Below are 19081 nucleotides of genomic sequence, written 5' to 3'. Positions count from 1 at the left end.
ATGAAAACAATAGAAGGACAGTTAATTGCGAAAGACTTGAAAATTGGGATTGTTGCAGCCCGTTTCAATGAATTTATTGGAACAAAGTTGCTTGAAGGAGCAGTAGACGCACTTAGAAGACATGGAGCAGACGAAGAAGAAATTGAAGTAGCTTGGGTACCTGGAGCGTATGAAATTCCATTGATTGCCAAAAAAATGGCAGCTTCCGGAAAATATGATGCAGTCATTACACTCGGTGCTGTGATTAAAGGCTCTACTTCGCATTACGATTATGTTTGTGCAGAAGTATCAAAAGGAGTCGCATCTGCTGCAGACAGTACTGGAGTACCGGTTCTGTTTGGCGTCTTGACAACAGATACAATAGAGCAGGCAATCGAACGTGCTGGAACCAAAGCTGGAAATAAAGGATTTGAAGTAGCTGTTGGTGCCATTGAAATGGCAAACCTGATGAAACAATTCTCTAAATGAAAGGTGTAAAATGATTGATACGATTATTTTTGATTATGATGGAACTTTACATGACAGCAGCAAAATTTATATACCGGCTTTTAAAAAAGCGTATCAGTATTTAGTTGAAAACCGACTTGCTGAGCAGACACATTGGAAAGACGAAGAAATCACACAATGGCTGGGTTATGATAAGAAACAGATGTGGAGTACTTTCATGCCTGGCTTAGATGAAAACGAGCAAAAGAAAGCTTCTGATATTATTGGAAGAGAAATGCTGAAAAGTATTCTAAAAGGGAAAGCTGAATTGTATGAACACTCTATAGAAATTCTTGACTATTTGAAAAGCAAGGACTATCAGCTGATTTTTCTAAGTAACTGTTCTATCAATTATATGGAATTACACAAAAAAACGTTTAAGCTCAATCAATACTTTTCAAAAATGATTTGCAGTGAACAATATGACTACAAAAAATCAAAAAAAGAAATTGTGGAACACTATTTAGCAGAAAATCCTGCCAGATACGCAATTGTTGGAGACAGATTTCAAGATATAGAAGTGGGTCAACTTGAATCGATCTATACTGTGGGCTGTAACTATGGATACGGGAAAGCATCTGAATTGGATATGGCAGACATCAAGATAGAAGATATAAGCGATTTGTTTCAGTATTTTTAAAGATGAAGAAGAGCTGATCACCTGTCAATTTGGTGATCAGCTCTTCTTGTTCTAACTATTCTCACGCGTAGCAACGCGACTGTAAAAAGCAGAAAAAAACCTCTAACTTCCCCAGTGGCAATGGAGACCGTTTTTGAAGCTGCACTGGCAAAACGTCTTCGTTTGATGGCTCTAAAAACTACATCTTTTGAATAATGTCTGCTCTCTCAAAAGCAGCGGTGATGATGATTTAACGATTATCTATGGTTTCTGGATACAGATCGTGGTTCGCCAAACGGTTCCAGGCAACCTCTTCCCAGCGTGTTTCGGGTTTCCCATAATTACAATAGGGATCAATAGAAATCCCGCCTCTAGGAGTGAATTTACCCCAGACTTCAATATATTTAGGGTTCATTAATTTGATCAGATCTTTCATAATAATGTTCATACAGTCTTCATGAAAGTCTCCGTGGTTTCTAAAGCTGAATAAGTAAAGCTTCAGTGACTTGCTTTCTACCATCTTCTTATCTGGTACGTAAGAAATATAGATTGTTGCAAAATCAGGTTGTCCGGTAATTGGGCACAGACTGGTAAATTCAGGGCAGTTGAATTTTACAAAATAATCGTTGCCCGGATGTTTGTTGTCAAAACTTTCCAGGACTTCTGGAGCATAGTTCATTTTATACTCAACTTGTTGGTTGCCCAAATGAGAGATACCGTTTAATTCACTTTCATTTCTTCCAGCCATTATATCATCCTTCTAACTTTAAGTGGTTTTTCCAGTACGTTAACAAGCAGGACGCCGGCAATCCCCGGAATGATCTGACCTACGACCAAGTTAGACGCCAAGGCCCAGTAAGGAACCCCTAGTAAAAAGCTCAGATAGCTTGGGATACCGAATCCGATCACAAAAATAATCGGCAAGGCAATCAGCCAACGAGGCAGTCCGAAGACACGGATAAACGCGATCAAACCGGATACCAACAGCCCAATCACAAAGCCGCCTGCAATATCAATGAGACCTAGACCGCCAAAAAAGAAGTTCGATAGTGCATTTGCTAAACCAAGTGGAAAAACAAGAAAAGGGAATAAATAAGAAAGAGCATAAAGGCTAGTCGCAATTCTAATCTGATAAGCACCAAAGGAAAAAGAAGCGGTTGCCGCTAGAATTACAACGTATAAAGCAATGACTAAAGCGGAAATAGCCAGTTTTCGAGTGTTGAATGTGTGGGTTGCAGTCTCTTTCATATTTATCACCTCCAATTCATTGATTATAAAAAAAACGTCCCTTGCATACAGCTAGAACGTCAAACGCAGCAGGCATTACCTGCTGCTTCCCTAGTTTTGTTTTTCGACAGGATGGTTACGAACTGTCTATTTTATTGGTCTCTAGTAGGATACCATGGATGGTGGTTCGTTACTAGTTAATCTTGCTTAAAGGATTAAGCAATCTGGAGAACTGATCAAATGAAAGGATCAATAGAAAAGTCAGCACAATTTCTGTTGCGCTGGTTAACAAAAATAGATACAAAAAAAAAATAGTTTTACTAGTACAGAGAGCAATTAAGCGAGCAGGATGTCGGAATCCTGAAGAAATCGGAGACTGGATTCTGCTTGTTTTAAGGAGGTTTTTCACAAGTGCTGGAGAGGGTGAAGGAAGTGTAAACGCCGTCATGAAGGTGTTTATAAAAGAACGGTTCCAAAAAAATCTTTTAAATTCTTCACAAAATATTCATTGACTTTAAGTAAGAGGAAGGATAATATAGTTAGCACAGTAACTAATTTGAATAAGCAAAAGCGCATGCTGCTGGTCAGAAGATAAAGTGAATCAAATTCAATCGACTCATTTGAATGAAGACCTATAAAGTTAGCAGGCTTACTTAACGGAGGGGCAATATGTACAAGATCTTAAAACAGACGACGATGAAAGAAAGAATAGCGATAGTGGTTAGTATTCTTTTTATCATGGCCCAAGTCTGGCTGGAACTGAAAGTACCAGAATATTTATCGGAAATCACTACTAAATTGCAGACAGAAGGAACGACTGTGCAAGATATCCTGGCACCTGGTTCCATCATGGTAACCTTATCTTTGCTTAGTTTGGCAGCGTCTATTTTTGTCGGATTTATTGCGGCAAGAGTCGCATCCAGTTTGACTAAGCATATTCGGTCAAAAGTATTCAATCGAGTGATGGATTACACACCAGGCGAAGTACAGCAATTTTCCATTCCTAGTCTGATTACTCGTACCACAAATGATATCACACAGATTCAATTGGTCATTGCGATCGGGCTGCAAGTCGTTATTAAAGGCCCGATTACAGCTATCTGGGCGGTCACTAAAATCGCGGACAAAAACTGGCAGTGGACATTTTCTACTGGTGTAGCCGTTTTGGCGTTGCTGGTTATGCTGGGTAGTATTCTGATTTTTGTTCAACCTAAATTCATGCGGATCCAGGCGTTGACGGATAAATTGAACAGCTTGACTCGTGAAAATCTTCAGGGGATCAGAGTGGTTAGAGCATACAATGCAGATGATTATCAAAACGATAAGTTTTTAACTGCAAATGAAGAATTGACTTCAACAAATTTGTTCACCAGCAGAATGCTGGCAATCATGAATCCGGGAATGACGATTATTTCAAGCGGCTTGTCTTTAGCGGTTTACTGGATTGGAGCTTACTTGATTGATGCAGCGGAATTGCAGGATAAATTGACCTTGTTCAGCGACATGGTTGTATTCTCCTCTTATGCTATGCAAGTCGTACTTGGGTTTATGCTGATGACGATTGTGTTCTTGATTTTACCAAGAGCGGTTGCGTCAGCGAATCGGATCAATGAAGTGCTGGAATTAGAGCCATCTATTCAATTCAAAGAACAGACAGCGGGAGAAATCAGCGAAAAAGGAACTGTCGAATTCAAAGATGTCTCCTTTGCTTACCCAGATGCTGAAGAACCAGTGATTCAAAATGTATCGTTCAAAGCTAATATGGGAGATACCGTGGCTTTTATCGGTTCAACCGGAAGCGGGAAAAGTACGGTCATTAATCTGATTCCAAGGTTTTTTGATGTAACAAAAGGCCAAATCTTAATTGATGGAAAAGACATCCAAGACTATAGTCACGAAGATTTGAACAACAGAATCGGATATATTTCTCAAAAACCAGTCTTATTCAGCGGAACGATCCGTTCGAATCTGGATCTTGGACACAGCGCAGCGAACATAGATGATGACACGCAATTAACGGAAGCACTGAAAATTGCAGAAGCAGAAGAATTTGTTCTGCAAAAAGACGACCAGCTGGACAGTCATGTCGCACAAGCAGGAACAAACTTCTCAGGTGGGCAAAAACAACGTCTGTCCATAGCTCGAGCAGTTGCACGCAAATCTGAGATTCTAGTGTTTGATGATTCTTTCTCAGCGCTGGATTATAAAACGGATAAAACCTTGCGCAACAATCTGACAGAAAAAATGAAAGATACGACTAAATTGATTGTAGCACAGCGAATCAGTACGATTATGGATGCTGATCAGATCCTTGTGCTTGATGCAGGAAAAGTTGTCGGCCAAGGCACACACAAGGAATTGCTTGAAAACAATCAAGTCTATCAGGAAATTGCTTATTCACAACTGTCTAAGGAGGAGCTGACAAATGGATAATACGAAAAAAAATAATCGTTATACGTTAAAAGAAATTTTAAAAAATGTCGATCATTATGCTGGTCAATATAAATGGGCATTCCTGTTGTCCGTAGTATTTGCGGCACTGGGCAGTGTAGCGGTCATTATCGGTCCGGATAAACTGAGTGATATCACAGATACAATCACAGCGGGGCTTATGACAGGAATCGATCTGGAGAAAATCAGTAATATCGCTATGACGCTGGTCTTCTTATATTTAGGCGGGAGTTTATTGACGTATGGACAAGGGTTCATCGTCGCAACGATTACTCAAAAATTCTCCAAACGATTGAGAAAAGAAATTTCATTGAAAATCAATAAATTGCCGTTAAAATACTTTGACTCAAACAGTCAAGGAGATGTTTTAAGTCGAGTCACCAACGATATGGATACAGTAGGGCAGTCACTGAATCAGAGCTTAGGGATTCTCGTCAGCTCCATTGTTCTATTCTTCGGGGTATTGTTTATGATGTTCAAGACAAATGCCATCATGGCTTTTTCAGCTGTGGGTTCTGTACTAATCGGGTTTGTTCTAATGACTGTAATTATGAGAAAGTCACAGACTCACTTTAAAGGACAGCAAGCAAATCTGGCTAAAGTGAATGGATTTGTGGAAGAAGCTTATACAGGGCACAACACGATTTATTCATACAATGCAAAGGACTATACAACGAAAGAATTTTCAGCGTTGAATGAAGACCTTGCTTCCAGCGTTTGGAAAGCGCAGTTTCTATCAGGTATGATGCAGCCGATCATGGCTTTTATCGGAAACTTCGGATTTGTAATTGTCAGTGTGGTGGGTGCGATCCTTGTGATCAATGAATCTATCACATTCGGTGTCATTGTTGCCTTTACCATTTATGTCAGACTATTCTCCCAACCGCTGGGACAAATGGCGCAAGCTTTTTCCGGACTGCAGCGAGCACAAGCAGCAATGGGACGCGTATTCGAATTTCTGAATGAAACGGAATTGCCTGACGAAACTGCCAAAACAGTCAAGTTAGCAAACAAAGCTCAAGGATACGTCTCATTTGATCATGTCAGTTTTGGCTATGATGAAAATGAAACCATTATCAATGACTTTTCAACAGAAGCCTTACCGGGTCAGAAAATCGCGATTGTCGGACCGACTGGGGCAGGTAAAACGACCATAGTCAATCTATTGATGAAGTTTTATGAAGTGACTCAAGGACGTATTCTGATTGATCAGGTTGACATTGCAGAAATGAGCCGAGAAGAAGTGCATGACCAGTTTTGTATGGTATTGCAAGATACTTGGCTGTTTGAAGGAACGATCAAAGAAAACTTGATCTATAACCAGCCGAACATTTCAGATGAAAAAGTCGTTGCAGCTTGTGAAGCAGTCGGAATCGATCATTTCATCAATACACTGCCTAAAGGATATAACACTGTACTGGATGACAAAGTGACCTTATCCGTGGGTCAAAAACAACTGATGACGATTGCCAGAGCCTTACTCAAAGATGCGCCAATGCTGATTTTAGATGAAGCCACCAGTTCTGTAGATACAAGAACTGAAGAGCTGATCCAAATCGCCATGGATAAATTGATGGAAGGCAGAACGACCTTTGTTATTGCCCACCGACTATCGACCATCCAAAATGCAGATACGATTCTGGTCATGAAAAATGGAGAAATCATCGAAAGCGGCAATCACGAAGCCTTGATTGAAGATAAAGGATTCTATTATGATCTATACAACAGTCAGTTCGAGAAATAGAACAGACAAGTAGTAGAGCACTTAATGAAATAGAGTGTTACAAAAGCGGTTTGAAGGCGGCAGAATGCTTCTCGGTAAAACAGTCCAGAGAATCGCTCGGTTGACAATGCGTACAAGGATTCTTACCATAAATCTGAAGAAGTCAGAGAAAGGACTGGAGCAAAATGGAACCCCGCGGTACAATTGGATTTGAACTGAGAGAACTATCGATTTTAATGATCCGGTTTATTGAAAAAGAAAAAGCTCAGAATGGCTTGAGCGATATACAAAATCTGCAAGCCTGGACATTAGGGTATATGGTCAAGCACAATGACCGTCCTGTTTTCTCTAAAGATCTGGAAAAAGAGTTCTCGATCAGAAAGTCGACAGCCAGCAATTTAGTCAAACGTATGGAAAAGAATGGATTCATTGAAATCAAAAAAGGCACTCAAGAAGACAAGCGATTAAAAGAGCTGGTTCTGACAGAAAAAGCCTATGAACAGATTCAAGCATTCAGTTACTATGCAGACAAGCTGGAAGAAAAGATCACTGCCAACTTGAGTGATCAGGAACTAGAACAATTCAAAAATACACTCAGTAAAATCAAATCAAATTTTGACGAATGCTGATGCATGAAAAAGGGATCCTTCTTATCGCTAAGAGGGATCCCTTTTTGATTGGATTCTTTTTGTAGGCAGCAGTAAATTTTTGAGCATTACTTAAAGTACCATTAGTGACCATTGGATGTGTCGCCGTGTTTCACTCGATACATTTCCAGGTCTGCTTTACTGAGCAGCTCGGAAAGTGTCGTACCGTCTGACGGATAATAGGCAGCTCCTATACTAGGGATACAAGTCAACTCCAGATGGTTAATGGAGTAAGGATGACTCAATAAATCCATGAGTGCCGCGATTTTTTTATGAGCAGTTGCTTTATCCACCTCTGTCAGCAATAAGGAAAATTCATCTCCGCCTAATCGAGAAGCTATGTCTTTTTCTTCTGTGAAGTCTTGAATCCTTTTTGCTATCGCTGATAAAAGTTCATCACCAACATCGTGGCCATATTGATCATTGATTTGTTTGAATTTATTCAGATCTAAAAAAAGTACTGTAAAAGAGGTTTGCTTCTGATCAGCTTGTTCGATTGCTTGTTCCAGTTTTGCTTCGAATTGTCTTCTGTTGGCTAATCCGGTTAAATAGTCATGATAAGCATAGAACCGGATTTTTTCTTCATTTGCTTTGTTTTCGGTAATATTTTTTCCGATTCCGAAAATACCGACCAGCTTATTTTTCACAAGAATCGGAATATGAGTCATATCAATCCATAGTGAGTTCCCTTCAGGATTTTTTATCGTAAACTGATGACTTTTGACAAATCCTTTTTTAGCTGTCAAAAAATTCTTTTCAACATCTGCTAGATGCTCTTGCTCAATATAATCAGTAATAGGAGAACCAATCATAGCAGCTTGACTTGACCCCATCAACTGAATACCAGCAGGATTCAGACTTTCAATCTTCCCTTTAAGATCAAAAGAAAATACAGAATCAGGATGATGGTCAAAAAGCGATTTATAGCGTTCTTCGCTGAGTTCTAATTGTACTGTTTTTTGATGATATTGTCTGACTAGGCGGTGATTATCCGCAATGACAATAAACTGCCGAATGATGACTAATAGAATAGAAATGCCTGATCCGATACTGATTACATCAAATCCGTTAGATCTTGTGATGGTTAGTGAAAATAAAAAGAGAACCAGAGAATAAGGAAGACTCACTCGAATCAGGGACATGGCTTTTTCATTACGCCGCTTTAAACGAGCAGCAGGTGTTATAGGATTTTTTTCCAATAGTGCAGTATAGCCGATCAGCATGATGGGCAGAATAAACAGCGGATCGTACCATATGCCTGAGTAGTAGGTGTCTTGTACAGTATCAATAAAATATAGAGAATCGGATACAATATGTGTACAGATCCCAAGCAAAATATAATGCAGCGTGCGGTCCTTGTAAAAATACTCTCCGCCAAAATAAAATGTGACCACACATAACAACAAAAATAAATCTCCGATTGGGTAAAACAGTGTAGTCGCTAAAGAGGCTAGTGGAACCTCGCCTTGCTGAAGAATAGGTGCAATCAAATAATGCCAACTGAAGGTTACAGAAACTGTCATCACTACAGCAATATCAAAAAAGAATTTAGTCAGTATCGATTTATTGCCCAAAGACACGATCCTGTATGAGAATGCAAAGAATTTTAAGAAACCGGAGCAGACATAAAAAAAGTCATAAACGCCTGTTAAAGGAGCGGCTCCAGGCAGGGATAATTCTATATAATACCAATAAGTAGCCGCGAAAAAATGACTGAGCGTGCTCAAAAACAATAGTCCCCAGTACCGCTTATCGTTTCGTGTACCGCTTCTTTTATAAGCGCCCCATAACCATAAACTTGGCAAGAAGGTGCCTATTACAGCTAATCCGTCCCCGCCGATCGTTCGCATAGATGGGTTAGCCTGCCAAATATACAACCAGGCAAAGTAAAATAAGGTAAGTCCGATTAACACAGCCAACCATACTTTGTTTTCCTTTTTACGAGTCATGTCGTCTCTCCTTAATGTACTTTGATCATGCGTATAAAATCAGTATACTAAACGATTATCATTGTTAAATAACGAATGACTTTTTTAAGAATAGAACACTTCTTATTATAATCGGATAAAAATACCCTTTTGTTAACCCCTTTAAGTAAATCTTAAATCTTAAAGATTTAAGTGACAAGCATGTGATGAGCACAAAATAGACAAAAATGGCGGCTTATAATCGTTTGTTTTGAATAGGTAGTGGACCGTTGATATAATTGAACTAGTTAAACGATAACAAATTGACTAGACAGGAGGAATCATTTTGTCAGAAGATATTTTAAGAGATCGAATCATTGAGATCTACAAAAGCGATGAGGGAATCAACGGGAAAATCGGCGATTTGAAAACAGCTTTTCCTGATGGAGAAATCATTGAGAATGTAGAACAGCTATTTGAAGAAGGTATACTTGAAATTAGAGAAGGAAAAGGTTCAGGCAAAGAAGCTTTCCTTTCTAGAGCGGATAACCAAAAAGAAGTAACAGAGTTTTATCCAGAGGTTTTAAAGCATAAGTAAGTTAAACATCTTGAATTTGTTTGGATATAAAAGTCAAAACCATTAAAAAGCAGCCGCAAGATCCAACTTACTCAACGGATCTTGCGGCTGCGACCTTTTTTAGGCTTCACGTTTTTTCATACGATACATAGATTGGTCGGCATTACTTAATAATTCTCCAGGTGTATGACCGTCTGTCGGATAATAAGCAATCCCTATACTGACAGTACAGTGAAGCTCAACATGATCAATATAATAAGGCTGGCTTAGACTCCCAGAAAGAACGCACATCTTATTCTGATAGCCAAAAGCTGATAAGTTTTTCAATAACACAATAAACTCATCGCCGCCTACACGTGCAGCTGTATGTTCAGTACCGATAAAGGTTTTGATTCTGTCAGCAACAGCAACAAGCAGTTTATCTCCCATGCTGTGACCATAATAGTCATTGATTTCTTTGAACTTATCTAAGTCTAAAAACAGTACGGCTAAACTGGTATCGGAAGAACGAGCAGATGCCATAGCTGTTTCCAGTTTTTCTTCAAAGGATCTTCTGTTATCGAGTCCAGTCAAGGCATCATGATAAGCATAGAATCGAATAGTTTCTTCATTCTTTTTGTTTTCTGTGACATCTCTGCCGATTCCAAACGTTCCGACGATGTTGTTCTTCACAAGAATCGGAATATGTGTCATGTCTATATAAAGTGAGTGTCCTTGTTTGTTTTTTATTGTGAACTCATAATTTTGGACTGCTCTTTTTTTTACGTTTTGCATTTTTTGTTGGGCCAATCTTTGATCATGCTTTTCCATGAAGCTGGTCAGAGGGAACCCGGCCAGTGTTTGAGGTTTGTACCCAATTAAGATGGAACCGGCATTATTCATACTTTCGATTTTTCCATTTAGATCCAGAGAAAAAACAGAGTCTGGATGATACTCAAAAAGAGATTTATAACGCTTTTCACTAAATTCCAGTTCTGCTGTCTTTTGATAGTACTGTTTCAACAAGTTCCGGTTATCAGACATGACGATGAATTGACGCAGGATGACAAATGCGATAGATAACCCTGAACCCACACTGATGGAATCTACACCATTTGAACGAACGATCATAAACATGAATAATACAGCGACTAATAGATACGGAAGAATGAGCCGAATGATAGAAGGAGATTCTCCGTCTACCTCAATCCGTTCTGCTTCTGCATGATCAACGGGCTCCTTCTCTAACAAGGAAGTATATCCGATCAACATGATGGGGAGAATATAAAAAGGATCAGACCAGCTTCCTGAAAAATAAGTTCCCTGGGCACTGGCAAAGAGATAAATCGAATCCGCAAAAATCTGAATACTTAAACCAATCAGAATATAATAAAGCGTTCGTTTTCGGAAAAGAAATTCTCCGCCAAAATAAAAAGTCGAAACACAGAATAAAAGCATTAAATCACCTATTGGATAAAAAAGGGTAATCGATAAAGATAATAGCGAAGTATCGCCTTGTTCAATAAAAGGTGCCAGGATATAATACCAGCTGAAAGTAACAGAAACGATCATAACGATGAGGATATCAAAAATGAATTTTAAAACCATCGAGTTCTTGCTGTACTTCCAGATTCTATAAACAAAGGCAAAAAAGTAAAATATAATAGAAGCAATATAGAAAATATCGTAAATACCTGTAAAGGTTATTTCTGCAGCCAGAATCGTTTCAGTGTAAAACCAGCAAAACTCAGCAAACAAATAACTCAGCGTACTGATAAGGATCAGTATCCAGTAGGTTCGATCAATCTTTGATGTACTTCTTCGGACAGCTCTAAAAAGCCAGATGCTGGGTATAAAAGCTCCCGAAATCGATAAAAGATTGCCGCCGATTGTACGCATGAAATCCTGATCTTGCCAGATTTGCAGCCATGCAAAGTAAAATAATGTTAAACCAATAATAGCGGCTAACCACAATTCATTTTTATTTTTTGTTGACATAGTCTTACTCCTTTACTGACTTTTATTCCCATCCCTTGGTCTGAAAGAAAGGGGACTCTTATTTATACTGTTAAACAGTCTGTTTAATTATGTACGGCCCTCTTCGGGCTAAGGGGAGAAACAGACGAATCTATTAATCATAGGGAATTTATTAACCTAAATCATCTACGCAATGATCCACAGACGTCAAAAAGAGTAGAAAAGAGCCAAACAGCATTAGAAAGCAAAAGAAACCAACGCTGTTTTTACTCCAGTTCGAACGCTCTATGGTTTAAGTTAGAAATGCTTTTGGTTAAAATCACTTGGATTTTCACCCCATACGTTTCACTTTATACATTGACTGATCGGCTTTATTCAGCAACTCGTTGGGTGTTGTACCGTCTGCTGGATAGTGGGCAATGCCAATACTTGCTGTGCAGCTTAAGGTATGTGTTCCGATTGTATAAGGCAGGTCTAACAAGTGCTCCAGCCTATTGATCTCAAGTTGTGCGTGATCAGCAGAGTCACATTGAAGCAATATCGTAAATTCATCTCCGCCAATTCGTGCCGCTGTATCGCTGTTGTTGGTAAACTGCTTGATTCTTTCTGCTGCAGCCATAAGCAATTCATCACCAATTTCATGCCCATATAGATCGTTGATCGACTTGAACTTATTGATATCTAAAAATAAAACGGCCAGGTTTGTGTTAGTTGAACCCGAATGTTCAATTGCCTGCTTCAACTTCACTTCAAACAGTCTTCTGTTAGCTAATCCAGTTAAATAATCATGATAAGCCAGAAATCGGATTTTCTTTTCATTTAACTTTTGTTCAGTGATATCTTTTCCTACACCAAAAATACCCACTAGATGATTTTTTACCAGAATAGGGATATGAGTCATGTTGATCCATAAGTGTTTTCCGTCTTGCTTTTTTAGAGTAAATTCATGACTGTGAATCCAGCCTTCTTTAACTTTTGAGAAGTTTTCTAAGAAGGCTGTTTGATGTTGTGTCTCAACAATACTGGCAATATGAGTACCCACCATGAATTCATGATCATAACCTGTCAACTTGGCACCCGCAGTATTCATATTTTCGATTCTTCCTTTTAAATCTAATGAAAAAATAGTGTCGGGGTGGTATTCAAAGAGAGAGCGATATCGCTCTTCACTGATTTTCAATTCTTCTCTCTTTTGCTGATACTGTCTGACTAATTTCTGGTTATCAGAAATAACAAAAATCTGTCTAAGGATAATAAAGACAATAGAAATGCCGGATCCTATGCTGATAGCATCGATTCCATTTGATCTAGCAGCCGTAAAAACAAATAGAAGAACAACAAATAAGTAAGGTAGAGCGAGTTGGAAAATGGATACTTGGTGTTCCAAATTCTCGTTAGTCTGAAAAGGCATTGTTGCAGGTTCTCTATCCACCAGTACAATATAGCCGACCAGCATCATAGGCAGAAGCAAAAGCGGATCTACTAAGTGATCCGGAAACTGCAACCCTTGAATGAGTTCGGTAAAGTAAACAGCGTCCGTCATAAAATGAATCAACATAGCAGCAAGGACTACATATAGTGTCCGTTTTTTGAAGAATTGATTTCCTCCAAAATAAAAAGTGAATCCGCATAAGATCAAAAATAGATCAGCGACAGGATAATAAAGAATAGAAGCTAAAGAAAAGAAAGAACCGGTTTCTTGTTCGATCAGCGGTGCAATTAAGTAATACCATGTAAAAGAAAGGGAAACAGTCATTAATACACCAACATTAAAAATAAATTTGATCAGCAAAGATCGATTCCCGCGTTTCCAGATCCTTTGTACGCAAGCTAAGAAGTAAAAGACATCTGAACAAATGTAGAAAAAATAGTGTAATCCCGAAAATGCCGATGTTTCATAAAGAAAATGATGAACAAAAAACCAGATAATCTCAGCTGCTGCATAGAAGGAGGTACAAGAGAACAATAATATCCAGTACATTTGTCTATCTTTTTGAGAAGCGCTTTGAACAATCGCTCTCCATAACCAGATACTGGATAGCGAGGCGCCAAAAATTGTAAGAAGGCTGCCACCGGTCGTGAGCATAAAATCGTTTTGCTGCCAGATAAATATCCAGGCATAGTAAAGCAAAGTAAAACTAATAAGAGCAAGAAGCCAATAGTTATTTTCCTTTCGGATAGACATAGTAGTCTCCTTTTTAAGCGGATGTAAGTTTCGTCAAAATCAATTAGTGAAAAGCGATATAAAATAACGTTTATTATTATATTGATGTAAATTAGACTATGTTTGTATTATATCGTAACAAAACACTTCTGATTAAGGGCGAAATAATAGAAGTTTTGACAATGTTATGTATATATACGTATAGCTCAGAATCATAACTAAAATCACCGATTATAACCAACTACTCATTATACACATATGCAGATTCTTTCTAAAATCAAAACATCTAGCGTATACTAAAAGTACGACATGAATGAGTGGGAGAAGAAGAGAATGTTTACAGATAAACGATTAACGGGTGCGTATGAAAAAGCAAAAAGAATGTATTTTGACGATTATTCTAGAATCGTTTTTATGAGTGATGCCCATCGTGGAGATGGCAGTGTGTCAGATGAGTTTCTGCGCAGTCATAATCTTTTTGTGCATGCACTAAGTGAATATTATGAGAGTGACTATACCTTTGTGGAAGTCGGAGATGGAGAAGAGCTTCTAGAATATTCTAAATTTGAACATATCCGGAATGCTCATGTAGATGTTTATGACAATATAAAAAAATTTCATGATGATGACAGGTATATAAGGATTTACGGAAATCATGACTTATTCCTTAAAAATCAACGGTACGTTGAAAAGCACTATTATGAGAACTATGATGCTTACAATGAGATCAGCTATGATTTCCTGAAAGGTCTTGAACCAGTGGAATCACTGGTGCTGAAGCATAGACAAACGAGCCAAGAGATTTTTGTATTGCATGGTCATCAAGGAGATGCTCCAAACGATCAGTTCTGGTACTTAACGATGCTTTCTCTGAAGTATTTCTGGCGTTTCCTGCATCGATTCGGCATCCGTAATCCGGCCAGTCCAATCAACAATGTCTCAAAGCGACATAAAATCGAACGGAACTATAGTAAATGGATCCAAGAGCATCGAAAAATGCTGATTTGCGGTCACACTCACCGTTTCAAGTTTCCGAAAAACAATGATGATCCATACTTTAATACCGGATGCGGCATTTATCCTGCGAGTATCACAGCGCTGGAAATTTCTGAGGGCATGATTCGTCTGGTCAGGTGGAAAGAAAAAGTAGACGATGAAGGTGTTCTTTATATTCAGAGAGAAACTATGAGAGGTCCAGAGCCCGTCGAGCGGTTCGATATCCGCAAACCAAGAAAAGTAGCGGAATACTTGGCCGAACTGAAACTGAAGAGAACCAAAAAAGAAAGGGAAGAGCGAGCGGCCTTTCGTGAGGAAGGGATGCAGCGGTGATCAATCAAGATAATTTGAGCAGTACAAGAGAGAAATAATCTTGTGCTGTTTTTATTTTGATGTTGTATGTGGATATACGAAACAGTATAATGTTTTTTGTAAACGGTTTCCTATAAAAATGTATGATTTAAGAAACTTAATAGCAAGAAAAAAGTAAAAATACCAGTGAAAAAACTAGCCGACGAGTGCAGTAGATATTTGAAGTAATTAGTTGAATTGAGCGCATTACAAAAAAACTGGAGGCAAAGGAATGATTGAGTATATTGGCAACAAGTATTTTCATTTGAAAAACAGCAAGGTGAGCTACATATTTTATCTAATGCCGAATCAGCAACTGGGACACTTGTATTACGGGAAGGCATTAGATCACTTGTCAGAAAGTGATTTGGATTACTTAGCAAAATACGAAAACAAAGCTGCTGGTACAGTCAAATTTTCAGAAGAGGACAGTGCCTTTACTTTATCGGACCGGCCGCAGGAGTACCCCGTATACGGAACCAGCGACTTTAGATCGGGTGCGGTTGAAATGTTTGATGGCGAGACGCCGCTCTATCTAGACTTCAAGTATCATGCTCATTATGAGTCTAAAGGAAAAGAAAGAGTCTTATCGAAGCCAGCCACCTATGCTGAGGCGAACGAGTCTGAGACTTTAACGATCGTTCTGACAGAAAGCGAGCATGACTTGAAGCTGGAGTTGAATTACACTATTTTCGAAGAGAGTACTGTGATTGCTAAAAATCAGCGCATCACAAATACAGGGAAAACAGCTAAGAAAATCACCAAAATGCTGAGTGGTCATTATGAACTCCCTTCAGCAGACTATGACTTTTTGCATCTATCAGGTGCTTGGCTGAAAGAACGTCAAATCACTCGGCATAATCTAGCGCAAGGGACTGTTTCGATCTCTTCTTTAAAAGGAGCTTCCGGACATCAGCATAATCCGTTTATCGCTTTGCAGCACAAGCAGGGAACCATAGATACCGGAGAAGTATTTGCAATGAATCTAATTTATTCCGGGAATTTTTTAGGGCAAGCAGAAGTGGATGAGTGGGATAATACTCGACTGATGCTGGGTATCCATCCTGATCAGTTCTCCTGGACCTTAAAACCAGATGAAACATTTGAAACGCCGGAATGCATACTCGGCTATTCTGACAAAGGATTAAATGGATTAGCCGGCGAGTATGCTTCCTTTATAGAACGGCATATTATCGACCGAAAATGGCAGGGGCAAAATCGTCCGATCGTTATCAATAACTGGGAAGCCACCTATTTTGATTTTGATCAAGAAAAACTGCTGAAGCTTGCTCAAATCAGCAAGGACATAGGCATTGAGTGTTTTGTAGTAGATGATGGCTGGTTTTCAAACCGAGATAGTGATCGCTCTTCGTTAGGCGACTGGTATTGTGATACAAAAAAATTCCCTGATGGTCTAAAAAGTTTTGCAGATAAAATCCATCAAATGGATCTGCAGCTGGGAATCTGGTTTGAACCGGAAATGGTGTCTCCAGATAGCAAGCTGTATCAACAACACCCTGAATGGGTCGTCAGACATTTGCATAAACGAATCGCAATAGGCCGCGGGCAATATGTACTGGATTTTGCCAATCCAGAAGTCGTTGACAACATTTATCAGCAAATGAAAAAAGTCATTGAAGAAACTAATCTAGATTATATTAAATGGGATATGAATCGAAATATTACTGAGGCTTATTCAACTTATTTAGAACAAAATGGACTTAATCAGACAGAATTTTTCCACCGGTATATCCTTGGTGTTTATGAATTATATACTAAAATACTGACAGAGTTTCCGAATGTGTTGATTGAAGGCTGTGCCGGAGGCGGCGGAAGATATGACTTGGGGATTTTATATTATAGTCCGCAAATCTGGCCGAGTGATGATAGTGATGCAGTAGAGAGACTCAAAATCCAAAGCGGAACGTTATTAGCCTATCCGCTATCCAGCTTCAGTAATCATGTTTCTGTTGTGCCAAACCATCAAGTCGGCAGAATGACTTCGATGAAAATGCGACAAGATGTGGCGATGTTTGGTCCGCTGGGTTATGAGCTGGACCTTGATCAGCTCACTGAATCTGAAAAGAAGGAAATTTCAGAGCGGATTCTATTTTATAAACAACACCGAGCACTGCTGACATTTGGAACATTCAGACAACTGATCGAACTCGATGATCGAAATAACGAATATTGCTGGAGTGTATATGATGGAGCAACAGGAGAAGCAATGGTTGGATTCTACCGAATATTGGCAGAACCTAATCCTTCTGTTAAAGATTACATCAAGCTGCCGTTCGTTTCTGAGACAGAAGTGTATCAGGTGAATAATGAAACGGTCAGCGGGCAAGTCCTAAAACAAGTCGGAATCAGAAAACCGTATCAGTTTAATGGAGCGAATCACGATAGAGCTCAAGTTAAAGGAGATTTTCAATCTTATATTTACCATATAAAATCAATCAAACAGTAAAGTATGACAATCATCCATTTACAAAGGAATCAAATCGATATTCAAAAAAGATTTTTTGTCGATAGATGGATGACCTATTAGAGGAGAGTGCAGGATGCAGAAGCAATTACTATTATTCGATATTGGCGGGTCTTCAGTAAAACGCGGTATTTGGAATGGGGAGACATTGATCCAGCTGGATAAAATGAAGACACCCGGTACATGGGAAGAAATGAAAACTCTTTTTCTAGAAACGCTTGAAGGTCTTCCGGATCAGTCGTTTGCTGGAGTAGCAATCAGTTCTCCAGGTGCTGTAGATGCAGAAAAAGGAATCATAAATGGTATCAGTGCAGTTCCTTACATTCATGGATTTCCAATCAAAAAAGAGCTGGAAACATTATTTAATCTGCCAGTTGCGATTCAAAATGACGCAAATTGTGCAGCGTTGGCAGAATTGTGGAAAGGAAATGCACAAGGAGCAAAAGACGTGGGGTTTGTCATTATTGGATCTGGTATTGGCGGCGCACTGATCTTGGATGGGAAATTATATACTGGACATAACCTTTTCGGAGGAGAATTCGGTTACCAGGTTGTTGATCTGAATAGTCTAGCAACGCTGAGTGATTTAGGCAGTCCAATAAAGATGGCCAAACGATATGCGGAGAAAAAAGGAGACGGACTTGGCTACACCAGTGAACATGTTTTTGAATTGGCAGAAAGCGGCGATTCAGATGCCGTGGAAGCAGTCGAGCAATTTCATACAGCTCTTAGCGTCGGAATCTTTAATTTACTTGTTTCTATAAACCCTGAAAAAGTTTTGATTGGCGGCGGAATCTCCAGAAGAGAAGGGCTAGTCCCTGCTTTGAGGGCAAAAGTAGCCCAACTGACTGAAAGTAAAGGGGCCGGTGACTTGCAGTATGAGCTTGAAGTTTGTAAATATTTCAATGACTCGAACCTGATCGGAGCGGCTTATCAATTTAAGATTGAAAACGATCAACTGTAAATAAACTTCGGATTTCAAACAGGCTGCCTGCAAATAGAAAGGCAGCCTGTTTTATTAATAGAAATTAAGTTGCCTGAAAGGTTACAGGTTCTGAGCTTTATGTCCTTTGATTATAACCAGGTACAAGTCACTTCTTCGGTGCCGCCGTCTAGTATTGCGACGTCCTGTTCTGTTGTCTGGGTGATGGCGTAAAATTGTTTTTTGAAGGTTTCTAACTGTAGTGTTAAACTTTTGCATTTCCACGTCCTGCCGGATTCAGAAGACCAGGTTGCTAAATTACAAAGGTCAGGATAATCAGTAAAGTTAAGCATGACACCATTTTTAAATTTGATATGAATAATTTGATAATGAATTTTACCCGTCATGAAGACCCTCTCCTTTGAATCAATGAGCATTTTCTATGCTGTGATTGTAGCATAATATAGCTGGAATTAAAGCGCATACGGTTTAAATCGTAAAAATTAAATGATCAATAAAAGAGGGTGACTGGATATTATTTAACATAACCGATGTATTCTTAAGCTGGTT

The 19081-nt window shown here is 39.0% G+C and carries 15 protein-coding genes; 9 read left to right on the top strand and 6 right to left on the bottom strand.

Annotated features, from left to right (window positions below; translation table 11 throughout):
- Both ribH and B6F02_RS08545 read left to right on the top strand, forming a co-directional pair.
- The gene (gene ribH, locus B6F02_RS08550) at window positions 1-468 is read left to right on the top strand and encodes a 6,7-dimethyl-8-ribityllumazine synthase (protein WP_080146936.1); all 468 of its coding nucleotides are present in this window, start codon (window positions 1-3) and stop codon (window positions 466-468) included.
- A 10-nt stretch (window positions 469-478) separates the two neighbouring features.
- Entirely contained in the window at window positions 479-1126 is a 648-nt protein-coding gene (locus B6F02_RS08545; protein ID WP_080146935.1) for an HAD family hydrolase, read from the top strand.
- A gap of 229 nt (window positions 1127-1355) precedes the next feature.
- Here B6F02_RS08545 and queF read toward each other — a convergent pair whose 3' ends face one another.
- Window positions 1356-1853, bottom strand: a complete 498-nt coding sequence (gene queF, locus B6F02_RS08540; RefSeq protein ID WP_080146934.1) for a preQ(1) synthase — start codon at window positions 1851-1853, stop codon at window positions 1356-1358.
- The gene (locus B6F02_RS08535; RefSeq protein WP_080146933.1) at window positions 1853-2353 is read right to left on the bottom strand and encodes a QueT transporter family protein; all 501 of its coding nucleotides are present in this window, start codon (window positions 2351-2353) and stop codon (window positions 1853-1855) included. The genes queF and B6F02_RS08535 overlap by 1 nt, the downstream gene beginning before the upstream one ends.
- A gap of 648 nt (window positions 2354-3001) precedes the next feature.
- Here B6F02_RS08535 and B6F02_RS08530 point away from each other — a divergent pair.
- The 3 genes from B6F02_RS08530 (at window position 3002) to B6F02_RS08520 (ending at window position 7135) form a co-directional block, all read left to right on the top strand.
- A complete protein-coding gene (locus B6F02_RS08530) occupies window positions 3002-4765 on the top strand; it encodes an ABC transporter ATP-binding protein (RefSeq protein ID WP_080146932.1) in 1764 nt (587 codons plus the stop codon).
- Window positions 4758-6527 (top strand): ABC transporter ATP-binding protein, encoded by a 1770-nt coding sequence (locus B6F02_RS08525; protein WP_080146931.1) that lies wholly within the window; start codon window positions 4758-4760, stop codon window positions 6525-6527. Before B6F02_RS08530 ends, B6F02_RS08525 begins: the two co-directional genes overlap by 8 nt.
- Window positions 6528-6691: 164 nt before the next feature.
- A complete protein-coding gene (locus B6F02_RS08520) occupies window positions 6692-7135 on the top strand; it encodes a MarR family winged helix-turn-helix transcriptional regulator (RefSeq protein ID WP_080146930.1) in 444 nt (147 codons plus the stop codon).
- Between the two features lie 101 nt (window positions 7136-7236).
- Here the strand turns inward: B6F02_RS08520 and B6F02_RS08515 are convergent, their stop codons facing one another.
- A complete protein-coding gene (locus B6F02_RS08515) occupies window positions 7237-9102 on the bottom strand; it encodes a sensor domain-containing diguanylate cyclase (RefSeq protein WP_080146929.1) in 1866 nt (621 codons plus the stop codon).
- A gap of 304 nt (window positions 9103-9406) precedes the next feature.
- Here B6F02_RS08515 and B6F02_RS08510 point away from each other — a divergent pair, with 304 nt between their 5' ends.
- Entirely contained in the window at window positions 9407-9658 is a 252-nt protein-coding gene (locus B6F02_RS08510) for a hypothetical protein (protein WP_080146928.1), read from the top strand.
- Window positions 9659-9757: 99 nt separating this feature from the next.
- Here B6F02_RS08510 and B6F02_RS08505 read toward each other — a convergent pair whose 3' ends face one another.
- Together B6F02_RS08505 and B6F02_RS08500 are read right to left on the bottom strand one after the other, a co-directional pair.
- On the bottom strand, window positions 9758-11614 hold the full coding sequence (locus B6F02_RS08505) for a DUF4084 domain-containing protein (RefSeq protein ID WP_080146927.1): 1857 nt from the start codon (window positions 11612-11614) through the stop codon (window positions 9758-9760).
- Window positions 11615-11924: 310 nt separating this feature from the next.
- Window positions 11925-13778: a sensor domain-containing diguanylate cyclase gene (locus B6F02_RS08500; RefSeq protein WP_080146926.1), complete on the bottom strand. Its 1854-nt coding sequence runs from the start codon at window positions 13776-13778 to the stop codon at window positions 11925-11927.
- Between the two features lie 312 nt (window positions 13779-14090).
- Between B6F02_RS08500 and B6F02_RS08495 the strand changes: the two genes are divergently transcribed.
- The 3 genes from B6F02_RS08495 to B6F02_RS08485 all read left to right on the top strand — a co-directional run bounded on the left by B6F02_RS08495 (window position 14091) and on the right by B6F02_RS08485 (window position 18553).
- Window positions 14091-15086 carry a metallophosphoesterase gene (locus tag B6F02_RS08495; protein ID WP_218672173.1) on the top strand — a complete coding sequence of 332 codons (996 nt, stop codon included), beginning with the start codon at window positions 14091-14093 and terminating at the stop codon, window positions 15084-15086.
- A 250-nt stretch (window positions 15087-15336) separates the two neighbouring features.
- Entirely contained in the window at window positions 15337-17571 is a 2235-nt protein-coding gene (locus B6F02_RS08490) for an alpha-galactosidase (protein ID WP_080146925.1), read from the top strand.
- A gap of 94 nt (window positions 17572-17665) precedes the next feature.
- Window positions 17666-18553, top strand: coding sequence for an ROK family protein (locus B6F02_RS08485; RefSeq protein WP_080146924.1), 888 nt, complete (start codon window positions 17666-17668; stop codon window positions 18551-18553).
- Between the two features lie 110 nt (window positions 18554-18663).
- Here the strand turns inward: B6F02_RS08485 and B6F02_RS08480 are convergent, their stop codons facing one another.
- Window positions 18664-18918, bottom strand: coding sequence for a DUF3884 family protein (locus B6F02_RS08480; protein WP_179128556.1), 255 nt, complete (start codon window positions 18916-18918; stop codon window positions 18664-18666).
- Window positions 18919-19081 lie beyond the last annotated feature (163 nt).

Origin of the sequence: Marinilactibacillus piezotolerans (genome assembly GCF_900169305.1) — a bacterium.
Taxonomy (GTDB): Bacteria; Bacillota; Bacilli; order Lactobacillales; family Carnobacteriaceae_A; genus Marinilactibacillus; species Marinilactibacillus piezotolerans_A.
This window is presented reverse-complemented; position numbering and strand designations above follow the sequence as displayed.